Source organism: Pandoraea sp. PE-S2R-1, from assembly GCF_002179865.1.
In the GTDB taxonomy this organism is placed as follows: Bacteria; Pseudomonadota; Gammaproteobacteria; order Burkholderiales; family Burkholderiaceae; genus Pandoraea.
The window spans coordinates 213,277-226,717 of record NZ_NGUR01000015.1 but is presented as its reverse complement, the minus strand read 5'-3'; the positions used below and the strand labels follow the sequence as shown (position 1 = coordinate 226,717).

The following is a 13,441-nucleotide window of genomic DNA, read 5'->3' as shown; positions in this document are numbered from 1 at the left end:
TTGCGATGGTTCTGTCTGCTGAAACGAAATCTACAACAAGTGGCGCGTCTGTGCCAGTTTCCCGGCCCCTCAAAGTTCATAGCCTTCCGGCCCCTTTCATTGCCTTTCAGGGCGTGCCGTTTCGTCCGTACAGGCGAAATCCTTCCCGTTGTGAGAGCCGGTCGTAGTAGGCCGTCACGGCGTCGAGCGGCGGATGCTCGATGGGTGTGCTGAACCAGCGGTGCACCGACAAGCCGATGGGGACGTCTGCGAGCGTGAACGTCTCGCCACAGACGAAGGCTTGAGTGGCTTGCAGTTGCTGGTCGAGTACGGACATGAGGTCGCACCAGCGCTGCACGTTGGCGTCCAGCGTGGCCGGGTTGTCGTAGCCCGGCGCGCGGCGCACCAGCGACATGAACGGATAGCGCCATGCGGGATTCAGATCGGCAGCCTGCCAGTCGATCCACTGATCGACGCGAGCGCGCTGACGCGGTGCCGCCGGGTACAGCGCGCTGCTGCCGCGCGTGGCCGCCAGATAGCGCAGGATGCTGTTCGACTCCCACATCACGAAGCCGCTGTCGTCGATCACCGGCACCATCCGGTTCGGGTTCAGGGCGATGAATCCCGGGTCGGCGAGCGACAGCGCGCCCGTGGCATCGCCCCAAGGTTCGTTGACGAATGGCGCGTCGAGTTCGTGGCAGAGCCAGTGCACCTTGCGCACGTTGATGGACCCCGGTCGGCCGAGTACGCGAATCATGAGAACCACCTTGGATGGGTGACAGGTGAATCGATTCTAGCGGGGTTCCGTTGCTGTGCGACAGGTACAGTTGCCACGCCCTGTGACGGGAACAGTCGACCCGCGCTACGCCTCGATTGCCTCGATCTGCTCGATGGTGACCGCACCGGTACAGGTCACCGTGCCGCTGATGCGCATGGCAGGGTCCAGCCAGTCGGTCATTGACCAGATGCCGTGCGCGACCCGGCGCTGCCAAGCGCGCAGCGGGGCTTCGCTCATCGGCAGGCCGGACAGGTCGACGCTGCCCAGACCGGAAAGCGTCGTGACACCCACTTTCACCAGACTCTCCTTACGGGTCCACAGTCGCAGCCACGCCAAGGCACGGGGTGACGGCGCATGGTGCGTGAGCGCCACGCTCGCGAAGGCGGCGAGGCGGTCGCGTTCACTGCCGGTGATACCCATGTCTTCCGACAGATCGCCAAGATCCAGATCGACCGACAACGCCTGATCCCAGTGTTCGACATCGATGCCGACCGGCTCGATGGCACACGCGGCGGCGACGGCACCTCGCGTATGACTCAGGCTGATATGCAGTCCGGGATGCGCGGGCAGGTGTGGACGCCCGTGTGCACCGCCGCATTGCTCGCAGCGCTGCACCAGCGCATAGGTGCGCGCAAGATCGGCCGCCGCACTGGTGACACCGGTCACACGGGCGGCAGCGACGCGCGCAAGAATGTGCGCCGCAACATAATCCTGCCGATCGGCCGGTCGGGAAAAGGCGCGTGCGCGACATTGCTCGTCGGCGGTCAGATGCGTCAGCCAGCCCGAGAAGCGGGCCATGATGCTGCGCGTTTCGCCATACAGGGCGAGCCCCGTGCTCGCCTGACTTGCCGTATTGATTTCGGTCATTGTAATGAGTCACCCGTGCATGACGGGCATGGACGAAATAACGGACTCCAAGCAATTCGGATGCCATGTGGCCGTGCAGACCCGGAAAGGACTCTGGAATCACCACCTGAAACGGGGGTAGGCGCCGTGTACTGTCTCACCGGCATGGACACCTGTCGCGTGGTGCGACAGATGTCGCACGCGTATGTGTGATTGCTACAGGACTTCCAACGCGCGTTCGAAAACGATGCATCGACGGCAAAACCAGCCGCCATGCGGTATTCGCGCTACGCGTGGTGTGACGAGACGCGCAGTGGTTCGAAACTTGCATTGTGAGCGTGTGCACTGGCGCGTTTGTGTCGGGGCAATCAGGGCAAGAGATCATATCAATCGAAACCACACTGCACGACATCGCACAGGAGCAATACGATGCTGCCAAAACGACGGCTGGGGACGCAGGGATTGGAGGTGCCCGCCTTGGGCCTCGGGTGCATGGGCATGAGTTATGCCTATGGCCCCGCTGACGACGCCGAATCGGTTCGTGTCATAGAACGGGCGCTGGAGCTTGGCTGCAATTTCTTCGACACGGCCGAAGTCTACGGGCCTTTCGTCAACGAACAGTTGCTCGGGCGCGTGCTCAAAGGCCAGCGCGAAAAGGCCATCATCGCGACAAAGTTCGGATTCCGTTTCGATAACGGTGCCGTGACCGGCGCGGATAGCCGTCCCGAGCACATCCGCACCGTTGTCGATGGCTGTCTCGCGCGTTTGGGCACTGACTACATCGACTTGCTCTATCAACACCGCGTCGATCCGAACGTGCCGATCGAAGACGTTGCGGGCGCCGTTGGCGACCTCGTCAGTGCGGGGAAAGTGCGCTACTTCGGCTTGTCTGAAGCGAGCGAGCGCACGATTCGCCGCGCCCACGCGGTGCATCCGGTCAGCGCGCTGCAAAGCGAGTATTCGTTATTTCATCGCGATCTCGAAGCCGAAATTCTGCCTTGCCTGCGAGAGCTGGGCATCGGGCTCGTGCCGTTTGGCCCGTTAGGGCGAGGCTTTCTGACTGGCACGGCACGCCGCGCGGAAGATTTCCCCGAAGGCGATTCGCGCCGCACCTCCGATCCGCGTCTGCAAGGGGAGAATTTCGCGGCCAACATGCGATTGGCGCAAACGCTGGCGGCCTACGCCGTGCAGGCCGGCGTGACGCCCGCGCAGCTCGCGCTGGCATGGGTGCTCTCGCGCGGCAACGATATCGTGCCGATTCCCGGTACGCGCAGCATCGCCCGGCTGGAAGAAAACCTGGGGGCGGCGACGGCGCGCATCGATGCGGGAATCCTGCGCGCACTCGATGCGCAGATGCCGGCGGGCGCAACGACGGGGCCGCGCTACAAGGACTCCGCCATGATGGCGTTGCTGGCAGACCGGGCCTGACGCGGCGAACTCGCATTCACGCGTTCACACGATCACACGATCACACGATCACACGTTCGGGTGGAAGGAAAGGGAGCAGGCGGGCCGTCACCCGTCTGCTGCATTGCGGGAAATGTCTGGAGCTTTACGTCCAAACATCGGACGTGCCGCTTGCCATGTCAGAGACGGACCGTAGGGTGAATGGCGAAGCATCAGCGATGCGAGCCGAGCAGGGCGTCGCTGCCCATGTCGCGAACGTGGGGGATGTGCAGCTCGCGAAGCTTCCGGTAGAGCGACGTGCGGCAGATGCCGAGCTCGCGCGAGGCGGCAGAAATATTCCATCGACGCTCGGAAAGCACGCGAATGATGATCTCGCGTTCGCCGTTGGCGATGGGCGAAAGCGACGCCAGTGGTGTGGGTTGAATGAGCCCCGGCATCGCGGCGGCCACCGGGGCGGCGCTGGCGGCGTGACGGCTGGCGCTTTGCAGCAGATTGGCCGGCAGATCGCGCACGCGGATGGTGTCGTCGCTCTTGACCGCACAGGCGTATTGCACGGCGGTGCGCATCTGGCGCAGGTTGCCCGGCCATGAGTACGACAGCAGCAGCTCGCGCGCCTCGCGCTCGAGCGAATCGAGATTGGCGGTGCCGCGTGATTCGGTGGCAATCATTGCGCCGAGCAGCCAGTCGCGGTCATGCCGTACGCGTAGCGGTGGCAGATGCACGATGCCGACCGCAATGCGGTAGTAAAGATCTTCACGAAATAGTCCGGCCTGTACGCGCGACTCGAGATTCTGGTGCGTTGCGCAAACGAGTTGCAGGTCGACGGCGATGGGTCTGGCCGAACCGATGGGCGTGACTTCGCGCTCGGATAGCACACGCAGCAATCGCGTTTGCTGCGCTGCGGGCATATCGCCGATTTCGTCGAGAAACAGCGTGCCGCCGTCGGCCTGCACGACTTTGCCTTTCATGCCTGAGTTCAAGGCACCGGAGAAGGCACCGCGCTGATAACCGAAGAGTTCGCTTTCGATGAGGTTCTCGGGGATGGAGCCGCAGTTCACCGACACCATGGCGGCGTGGCGGCGCAGGCTGTAGTCGTGCAGTGCACGGGCGAGATATTCCTTGCCGGTGCCGGTTTCACCCAGCACCAGAATCGGCAGTTGACGATCGATGAGAAGGCGGGCACGGGCCAACGTGGCCAGCATGGTCGGGTCGGCACCACAAAGCTGATCGAGCGACGGACGTGGTGAAGACTGAAAGTGTGCGTTTGAACTGTCCAGCGGATCGTGGGCGGTCATAGCGTCTCTCATTAACTTTATAGGAAGTGGCATGTGCCGCGTTTGGCGGCACCGGATCGCAAAATGGCGACTGCCGTGGGGGGTGCTCCATAAAGCAAGAGCAAGCATAGTTCGATTCGCCGGAGGCCTCCAATACCATATGATGTGATGACTGATACCGGTTCGCTATGAATAGAAACCGATGTTCTTTTTAGGGGCAGGCTCCATGGAACTGAGGCAACTCCGCTATTTCGTAGTACTGGCTGAAACGCTGCATTTCGGTCGTGCAGCGAGTCTTTTGCATATCTCGCAACCCCCGCTTTCCCGACAGATCGCCATGCTCGAAGAAGAGCTCGGCGTCGTGTTGTTCCAGCGAACGCAGCGCAGCGTGCAGCTCACCGCTGCCGGTCAGCGCTTCTATGGCGATGCGCGCTCGGTGCTCGCCACACTCGATCGCGCACGCTCGCATGCGCGCGCCGCTGAACTCGGTGACGCCGGCACGCTATCGGCCGGCTTCATGTTTGCGGTCGCGTGCAGTGTCTTGCCGATCCTGACGCGCGCCTATGCAGCGGCCTTCCCGCGTATTGAAGTCAAACTCAGAGAGACGATTCCGACCACGCTGGCGGAAGATCTGCGCAGCGGCAAGCTCGACGTGGGCATCATGTATTCGTCGGATGCGACCGACGAGCTGTGCACGGAAACCATCTTTCGCGAGCCGCTGGTGGCCGCGCTGCCGGCGGGGCATCGGCTGGAGTCTCGTTCGGCAATCTCCGTTGCCGAATTGAAGGACGATTCGTTCATCATTTCGCCGCGCGACGCGTCGCCCTATATCTACAACACCATTACCGAACACTGCCGGCAGGCCGGTTTCATGCCGCAGGTGCGTCTCGAGACGAACTTTCAGCAGACCATCGTCAATCTGGTCGGACAACGGCTGGGGGTGGCGCTGGTGCACAACTCGATGCGCAGCACACACGCGGATAACGTGAAATTCATCCCGTTGCTGCGCGCGCCGTTCATCGACGTTGCGCTGGTGTGGAGTGCAGCGACGACCAACCCGTGCGTCGCGCGATTCCGGCAAATCGCGCAACACCTGGGACTGACCGAACAAACGGACACCACGCTTCAGGCGTGTGCATGAGGCGGTGCACCGGGCGCGACGGCCAATGCACCGTGTTGAAGGTGAGGGAGCGGGTGAGGGTCAGGGCACGGCGACGCAGACCGCCGTTTCTCGCAGGCGTGCCTTGATGGCATCGGCCAGACGCGCAATACCGGTTTCGATCTCCGTGGGCGTCGCAGTCGCGAACGTCAGCCGCAACGTATTCGCTTGCGGTGAGATGGCGTGAAACGATGCACCGGGGATAAACGCGACGCCAAGTTTGAGGGCGTCTTCGAACAGGTGCGCGCTGTCGATTTGTTCGGGCAGCGTGACCCACAGGAACATGCCGCCAGCGGGACGCGTCCATGAAACACCGTCGGGCATGTATTGCGCGAGGCATTTGAGCATCAGCGCGCATTGCGCGCGGTAGCGCAGGCGGATGGCCGTGAGGTGAGCGTCGTAATCGCCGTCGGTGAGCAGCGCGTGGGCAAGCCGTTGCGTGAGGCCGGTGGTGTGGAGGTCGCTCGCCTGTTTGGCCTGCAACAGCTTGACCATCAGTTCCTCTGGCGCGACCAGATAGCCGACGCGCAATCCCGGCGCAATCACTTTCGAGAACGAGCCAAGGTGAACCACGCTCTCCGGCGCCATCGAGAGCAGCGATGGCGGCGTGTGGCCGCTGTACACGAGTTCGCCATAGGGGTCGTCTTCGACCAGCAGCAACCCCGCGTCGTGGGCGCGAGAGACGAGCGCAATGCGTCGCTCAAGGGACAGCGTGCGCCCGGTCGGATTTTGAAAGTTGGGCTGCGTGTAGAGCAGGCGGGCGGAGCGCATCGAGGCGTCGCTGAGCCGGTCGGGAAGCAGGCCGGCGGCATCGGTCGGCACTTCTTCGAAGGCCGGTTCGTACTGCGCGAGCGCTTGTACGGCGCCGAGGTACGTCGGTGTTTCGACCAGCACGCGGCTACCCGGGTCGATCAGCACGCGGGCCACGAGATCGAGCGCTTGCTGGGAGCCGGTGGTGACGAGAATCCGAGACGCGTTGATGCGTGTGCCGCCTGTCGAAAGACGCTCGGCGATGGCCTCGCGCAACGGCGTGTAGCCCTCCGAGGGGCCGTATTGCAGCGCGCCGGTCGCGTCGTGGCGCAGGATGTCGTCGGCCGCAGCGCGCAGCCGTTCGACGGGCAAGGCATAGGGGGAAGGCAAGCCGCCGGCGAACGAGATGATGTCGGGACGTTCGGCGACCTTGAGTAGTTCTCGCAACGACGACGGCTTCATGCGTTGCGCGCGCATCGCAAGTTGCCAGCGCCCGGCGGGCGGGAGATGTCTGTCCATGAGGCGGTCCGTGACGAAGCAGGTAAGAAATCCTCCGCAGCAAGCGCCGCGGAGGATCGAAGGGCAGCCAACGTCTCGCAGCGTCCCGGTCAGCCGTTGAACATCGTGCGCAGGTTGTCCATCGCCATTTTCAGGAACGCGACGGCAAAGGCGTCGAACGCCGGTTGGTCTTTCGGGTTGCCGGATTTGGCTTCGCCGACGATGCGGTAGGTGGCCGTACAGCCGTTGTCGCCGCGCGGCACGACTTCCATCGACGCCCACATGTTGCCGATGTCGAACGTGGTGTAAATGAGCGTCCAGCTCATCGTCATGCCGGCATCGTCGCGCGTGTTCAGTTGCTCCACGACGAGGTCGCCGCCGGTGAAGTGCTTGTGGCGCAGCGAGCGCGGGCCGGTGGCGGTGCCGGTCATCTGGATGTACTCCAGACCGGTGACAAAGCGGTTGTAGCCGTCGAAGCGGCCAACCACGTCCCACACCTTGCGTGCAGGGGCGTCGAGATCCGCGACGCCGGCATGCACGGTGGTGCTCAGGTTGTGAATCAGCGTGTCGGGTTGCAGCTCGGTGCGGACTTTTTGCAGCATGATGTGCTCCTTGAGGTGAGAAGGGACTGCACGAGAATCATTGAATCCACGAGGTCAGGCGGCCGGCTCGGTGTCCAGCTCTCGTTGTGTGTACGGCTCGTCGACGGCGGCCGGCAGCGGCAGAAAACCGCTTTCGATCAGGTAGTTGAAGTGCGCCGCCAGCAACTGGGGGTCTTTGCGCGGGTAAGCGACGCCCAGACGTCCCAGCGTTTCGGCGGTGCGCTGGTGCGCAATGCGCGCCATGTCGCCGATGTCTTCCTGGCTGTCGTCGAGATAGAACGCCACGACATCGAACAGCGCGTTCGTTTCATCGATCGACGTGAGGCGGTTGCGCCAGTCGGCGGGCTCTTCCAACGCCAGTGCGTAGCCGCAGGGTGCCAATGCGCCGAGATAGTCTTCCCACGTCAGCGGTTGCGGGTTTTGCAGGTGGAACACGCGCAATTCGCGCTGCGGGTCAGTCGTGCAACGCACCGCAGCGTGCGCGAGGAAGTCGACCGGTGTGAAGTCGAAATCGGTGTCGCCGGCCGGTGCTGCGCCCAGTTGCAGCGACCCCTTCACGAGCAGCAGGATGCGGTTGCGCGTGGGCTGGCACAGGCCGGAACTCGCCACGCCCGTGATATTGCCCGGGCGCAGGATGGTCGCGTCCACGCCGCGCTCGGCGGCCTCCCAGACCAGATGCTCCGCGACCCATTTCGTCACGTTGTAGCCGTTGTTCACGAACGCCGGGGCATTGCGCGCGGGGCCGGCTTCGAGCACGTGGCCCTTGTCGTCCATCGCACTCGCTGCCGACAGCGTCGAGACGAAGTGCATCGACTTGTTGCGGTACTCGCAGGCGAGCCGCAGCAGTTCGAGCGTCGCGCCGACATTCGCGTCGTACAGATACGGGTAGTCGTAGACGTGGTTGACGTGCGCACCGTTGTGATAAATCGCATCGATGTCGCGTGCGAGTGCGTGCCACGTATCGGGGGTGAGTCCAAGATGCGGCTTGGCCAGATCGCCGAGCACGACCTTCAGGCGCGGGTGCCCGATCAGTGCGCCGAGACCGTTGGCGTGCAGCGCTTGTGCGAGACGGCCTTCACCGTCCTTCTGACTGGGCGCGCGCACCATGCAATGTACGATGGCGGACGTTTGCGCGATCAACTCCGCTGCGATAAACGTGCCGAGGAAACCGTTGGCGCCGGTCAGCAGAATTGCCTTGGCACCGTCGGGCGTCGGACGCAGTCCATCGACCGGGCGAATGTCCTCTGGCAGTGCCATGTCGTCGAAGACGCGCTGCGGAATGCGCTCGCCCTTCTTCAGATCGTCGCTGGTCAGCAGCGAGGCCAACGCGCCCACGGTCGGACGCTCCATGAAGCGCGCGAGCGGTGCATTGCCGCCAAACTCCTTCTTCACGGCCAGCATCAGGCGGGAGACCAGCAACGAGTGGCCACCGAGATTGAAGAACGAATCGTCGCGGCCAATCTCGAACGGTTCGAGATCAAGCAGCCGTGCCCAGAGCGCGCGCAACTGCGTTTCCGTTTCGGTGAGCGGTTCGTCTTCCGTGGCCGCAACGATGCGCTGCGCCGGCATGCGCGAGAGCGCGCCCCGGTCGATCTTGCCGTTGTTGGTGGCGGGCAGGGCGTCGAGCACCACGATCTCAAACGGCACCATGTAGTCGGGCAGCCGCGCGGCGAGTTGTTCGCGCACCGCGTCGCCAGTCGCCTGCGCCGAGCCGGGGCGTGCGACGAAGCCACGAATGCGTTTGCGCTCATCCACCACGCAAGCGCACTGGCCATAGAGGCCAGTGGCCAGCACGGCCCCTTCGATCTCGCCCATTTCCACGCGGAAGCCGCGAATCTTCACCTGTGCATCGCGACGGCCCACGAAGTGCAGCACGCCGCTGTCGTCCCACTGCACGATGTCGCCCGTGCGATACAGCGTCTCGTCGCTGGCGGCAGGCCAGACACCGTCGGCATCTGCAAACGGATTCGGCACGAAGCTGTTTTGCGTCAGATCCGGCCGGTGCAGGTAGCCGTCGGCAACGCCGGCACCCGCCACACACAGTTCGCCCGGTTGGCCGGTCAGCGCGGGTTCGCCCGCTTCGTCGAGCACGTAGCAGCGCACGTTGGCAATCGGGCGGCCGATCATGCGGTTGCTGTCGCCCGCCTTCAGACGCGCGATGGTGACGAGCACCGTGCACTCGGCCGGGCCGAAGATGTTGTGGAATTCGCGCCCTTGGCTCCAGCGCGCGATGGTTTCCGGGAAGCAGACGTCGCCGCCGGTCAGCAGATGCCGCAGCGCAGGCCATTCGGCGTCCGGCATCACGGCGAGCAGGGCGGGCGGCAGGAACGCATGCGTCAGCGCTTCGTCGGCGATGAGCGCGCTCAGGTCATCCAGTGCGTGGCGCTGTTCTTCCGTCGGGATCACAAGCGTTGCGCCCGCAAGGAACGTCGGGAAGATGTCGAGCAGGGAGACGTCGAAGGCCACCGTGCAAAACTGCAACACGCGCGAGCTGGCGTCCATGCCGATGTAGTCGCGATACCAATGGCAGAAGTGCACGATATTTCGATGCGTGAGCATGACGCCCTTGGGCGTGCCCGTCGATCCGGACGTGAAGATCGTGATGGCGCAACGCTGCGTGCGATCGGCTTGACGCTCTACCGGCCACGAGGTGTTGGCGATATCGATGTTCTCTGCGTCGAGGGCCGTGATGCGCAGCACCTTGACGTCGAGACCCGCCAGCACGCTCGCGTCGAAGTCTTCATCGGTGAGCAGGCAGACGGCGCGGCTTTGTTCCAGAATCTGGCGCACGCGGTCGGGCGGGAACGACGGGTCGAGCGGCGCGTACGCGGCGCCCGCGCCGATGGCACCGAGAATGGCCGTGTACAGCAGGCGCGACTTCCGAAGACGCACGGCAATGACACGCGGGGCATCGTCGTCGGCTGACGCTGCCGGCATCAATGCAGCGAGTTGCGACGCCAGCTTCATCGATGCACCCACGAAGGTGCGGTAGTCGACGTCGCCGTCGGCATCGCGCAGGGCAATCGCGGACGGCGTGGCAACGGCCCGGCGCGACACCATTTCGGGCAGCGACGGTTCGAGTACGACGTCGCGCGCGGTTTCGTTCGTCAGATGCCAGCCGGACAACTGATGCAAGTCGAGGGCGACGCCGCCGGGCTTCTTCTTTGCCGGTTTGAGGTCGTCGAGCGAAAGCGCATCGCGGCCGAGGCGGCTCACCGTATCCACGAGCAGGGCTTCGGCTTCGATATCGATCTGGGCGGCCAGATCGGCGCCACACACGGGTTCGCCAAACTGGCAGACGCTGGTCACGACGTCGGCGATTCCCTTCGGGCCTGCCCATTGCCACGCGAGATCGGCGCGCGTGGGCGGGAACGCCGGGGCGCGCGCAGTGAAGGTGAGGCTATGTTGTGCCTCGCAGCCGATTTGCGGATCGGCCGCGCCGCAGTCGATGCGCCATTCGATACCGGTGAGTACCGTGCCAGAGGCGGGCACGGCGGCACCCAACTGCTCGGCGATATCGCGCAAGGGCCCGGCGTCGGCGCAGGCCGGGCTCACATCGTGACCCATGTCGTGGAGTGCCTGAAACACACGTGCGCCCAGACGGTTGTTACCGACGACGGCGAAAGAAATCGCTCTCATGGCCCGGTCCTCAGAGGTATTGCGCAACAGCGGCGCGGGTGGGTTCGTGATCGAGCAGGCCGGCCATCTTCAGAAACTTGCGGATGTTGACGATCATCGGGTGCTGATTCGTGATGGGGTAGGCGCCGACCATGTCGTTGGCGATCTGTTCGCGCGTGGCGGCCGGCAGCGCAAGCGTGCTGATCAGACGGCGATCGAACTCCAGTTGCAGCTCGTTCGTGAGGTATTCCGTGAGGAAGAACGGCAGGCCACGGCCGAGTTCGATGCGTGCCGTCTCGTCGATCGACTGCCAGTAGAGCTTGACCAGATTGATCCAGAACACCGAATGGCGGCCCTCGTCGGCGAGGTGATCGGCCATCACGCCCTTGACCGAGCGCTTGAGCGTGTTGTCGCGCGAGAAGGCGGCGACTTCGGCCGTCACGGTGTTCTCGGAGATGGCCACGCCCAGCAGTTCCATGCCGGCGGCGTATTGCTCGGGCACGTATTCCATCGCGCGGGGAATGGCGCGCGAGAGTTCGATTTCGCGGTTCTGCTCGATGGGGGCGATGCCGGTGTTGCGCTCCACCTGATCGAGATAGTCCATCGCCACATAGGCGTGGTAGTTCTCGTCGATGACGACCGACATCGCGTCGCTGCGGCACGCAAACGGAAATTCGAACGGAAAGCGCAACTTGGCGATGGCGAGTGCCGTTTTGTTGACGATTTCCGTCTCGAAGATGATGACGTCGTTGATGTACTTGTAGAAGCTTTGCAGCAGGATGTACTCCTGCACGTCGCGCCCGGCATCGATCACCGCCGGATGCGCGTAGAGCGGCTGACGCTCGACCGGGTAGTAGCTCAGCTCGTCGTCTTCGACGATACGGCGCGGGCGCGAGCGGATCGTGGCGCGTTGCTCCCATTGGTCAGCGTGGCTGACGTAACTCTGCAATGACATGGCGTTGCCTCGGATCGTGGGGACTGGCGAAAAGCTGGGCGGACCGGGGGGCGTCCGCCCGGGGGCTGCGGGTGAGAGCGACGACCCGCCAGAACTCGGCACTCAGGCGGCGACCGCTTCCTTTTGCAGCGCCACGATGTGTTCGTGCAGGCCGTCCCACAGGCGCAGGCGCTCGTCGATGGCGCGCAGTCCGGCTTCGAGGGCTTCGATCATCAGACGCTCTTCGCCCTGCGCGGCTTCGACGATCATGGCGCGCGCGGCCGGGCCGTGTTCGCCCGAGTCGACTTCGATATGGCGATCGAGGTAGTAGGTGAGCAACGGCACGCTCTTCGCGTCGATCTTCCAGCCGTCGAGCAGCGTGCGGAACATGTCGGGAATCACGTTTTCGCGGCCGTAGAAGAAGTTGCCGAGCACCTGGTGCGTGGCGCCTTCGTAGCAGGTGGCGAAAGTCGAGTTGACGAAGCGCACGACCGGCGCCGGGGCACCCACGGTCACGAGCGATGCGCTCACGCTGTTGCCCTTTTTCACCAGATCGATCAGTTGGGCGATCTGGCGCGTATCGGCGCCCACGTCGCGCATGGCGGCGAGGTAGAGATCGAAGTGGCTCATCGGGCCCTGCGGGGTGTCGTCACACTCTTCGCCCAGCACGATTTCGTTGATCAGGCGTGCTGCGTGGATGTTGCGCGGAGCAACCCACGGCAGCGTGATCGTGGTGAGGTCGGCCTGGAGACGCTTGACCAGCGACATGAAATCCCAGACCGCGAAGACGTGCCACTCCATGAAGACCTGCAAACCTTGTATCGATTCGATGGAGTGAAACACGGGGTGGTGTGCGAGCGTCGCGTGATGTTCCTTGATCTGCCGTTCGAGGTATTCGATCTTGTCCACGGTAAGCATCCTTGAGGTAATGAAGATGAGTTCAACCTGCGCGAGGGGAGCGCTGCGCGACGTTCTCGTCGTCGCGTTCAAGGATTAGCAAGTTCGATACCAATCCCTCGAAACGTAAGTATCTCGGGCATCGAGATAAATTCCGCCGAGTTTGGAAGGGGTGTTCGCGCATGACACCTGTTCAGCTTATGAACAGGTGTGCACGCGAGTGTCGGTGCTGACGGGGGTGTCGGAAGTGAACGGGGGGCTATTTGGACTTATTCCCACTCCAGCGCTTTCTTGCCCCATTCGTACGCGAAGCCCAACGCCAGAATGAACAGGAAGAACATCATCGCGATGAAGCCGGGCCAGCCGACCTCGCGCATGGAGACCGCCCACGGGATGGTGAAGGCGAGTTCGATATCGAAGACGATGAAGAAAATCGCGACGCGATAAAAGCGGACGTCGAACTGTTTGCGCGCGTCCCCGAACGCATTGAATCCGCATTCGTACGCCGAGTTCTTTTCGGCATCCGGCCGGTGCGGGCGGATGGGCTTGGCAACGAACAGCAACGCCGTGCCCATGAGCAGGGCGACGAGCAGAAACAGCAAGGCAGGGAAGTACTCGGAGAGGTCCACCGGGCCTCCTAAAGGGAAGGGTTCAGGGAAGGGGCGTACTTGGCGACGCAATGACGACTGAGTGACGGTT

At 63.6% G+C, this 13,441-nt stretch carries 11 protein-coding genes; 2 read left to right on the top strand and 9 right to left on the bottom strand.

All coding sequences use genetic code 11. From position 1 onward, the window contains the following. Positions 1-106: 106 nt before the first annotated feature. Positions 107-736, bottom strand: coding sequence for a glutathione S-transferase family protein (locus CDV44_RS18425; RefSeq protein WP_087689463.1), 630 nt, complete (start codon positions 734-736; stop codon positions 107-109). 105 nt (positions 737-841) lie between these two features. Then, on the bottom strand, positions 842-1,624 hold the full coding sequence (locus tag CDV44_RS18420) for a 4'-phosphopantetheinyl transferase superfamily protein (RefSeq protein WP_087689452.1): 783 nt from the start codon (positions 1,622-1,624) through the stop codon (positions 842-844). 408 nt (positions 1,625-2,032) lie between these two features. Between CDV44_RS18420 and CDV44_RS18415 the strand changes: the two genes are divergently transcribed. Further along, positions 2,033-3,031 (top strand): aldo/keto reductase, encoded by a 999-nt coding sequence (locus CDV44_RS18415; RefSeq protein ID WP_087689450.1) that lies wholly within the window; start codon positions 2,033-2,035, stop codon positions 3,029-3,031. Between the two features lie 191 nt (positions 3,032-3,222). On the opposite strand, the gene CDV44_RS18410 is transcribed toward CDV44_RS18415, so the two are convergent. Then, positions 3,223-4,305, bottom strand: a complete 1,083-nt coding sequence (locus tag CDV44_RS18410) for a sigma-54-dependent Fis family transcriptional regulator (RefSeq protein ID WP_087689448.1) — start codon at positions 4,303-4,305, stop codon at positions 3,223-3,225. A 181-nt stretch (positions 4,306-4,486) separates the two neighbouring features. Between CDV44_RS18410 and CDV44_RS18405 the strand changes: the two genes are divergently transcribed. After that, positions 4,487-5,425 carry a LysR family transcriptional regulator gene (locus tag CDV44_RS18405; RefSeq protein WP_371328783.1) on the top strand — a complete coding sequence of 313 codons (939 nt, stop codon included), beginning with the start codon at positions 4,487-4,489 and terminating at the stop codon, positions 5,423-5,425. Between the two features lie 60 nt (positions 5,426-5,485). Here the strand turns inward: CDV44_RS18405 and CDV44_RS18400 are convergent, their stop codons facing one another. The 6 genes from CDV44_RS18400 to ndhC all read right to left on the bottom strand — a co-directional run bounded on the left by CDV44_RS18400 (position 5,486) and on the right by ndhC (position 13,371). After that, on the bottom strand, positions 5,486-6,712 hold the full coding sequence (locus CDV44_RS18400) for a PLP-dependent aminotransferase family protein (RefSeq protein ID WP_087689444.1): 1,227 nt from the start codon (positions 6,710-6,712) through the stop codon (positions 5,486-5,488). A gap of 89 nt (positions 6,713-6,801) precedes the next feature. After that, a complete protein-coding gene (locus CDV44_RS18395) occupies positions 6,802-7,293 on the bottom strand; it encodes an SRPBCC family protein (protein WP_058377374.1) in 492 nt (163 codons plus the stop codon). A 54-nt stretch (positions 7,294-7,347) separates the two neighbouring features. Further along, positions 7,348-10,932 carry an amino acid adenylation domain-containing protein gene (locus CDV44_RS18390; RefSeq protein WP_087689442.1) on the bottom strand — a complete coding sequence of 1,195 codons (3,585 nt, stop codon included), beginning with the start codon at positions 10,930-10,932 and terminating at the stop codon, positions 7,348-7,350. A gap of 10 nt (positions 10,933-10,942) precedes the next feature. Beyond that, positions 10,943-11,866 carry a diiron oxygenase gene (locus CDV44_RS18385; RefSeq protein WP_087689440.1) on the bottom strand — a complete coding sequence of 308 codons (924 nt, stop codon included), beginning with the start codon at positions 11,864-11,866 and terminating at the stop codon, positions 10,943-10,945. 102 nt (positions 11,867-11,968) lie between these two features. Continuing rightward, complete coding sequence (locus tag CDV44_RS18380) at positions 11,969-12,754, bottom strand: DUF3050 domain-containing protein (protein ID WP_087690714.1); 786 nt, start codon at positions 12,752-12,754, stop codon at positions 11,969-11,971. 257 nt (positions 12,755-13,011) lie between these two features. Continuing rightward, positions 13,012-13,371: an NADH-quinone oxidoreductase subunit A gene (ndhC, locus tag CDV44_RS18375; RefSeq protein WP_212677131.1), complete on the bottom strand. Its 360-nt coding sequence runs from the start codon at positions 13,369-13,371 to the stop codon at positions 13,012-13,014. Positions 13,372-13,441: the final 70 nt, after the last annotated feature.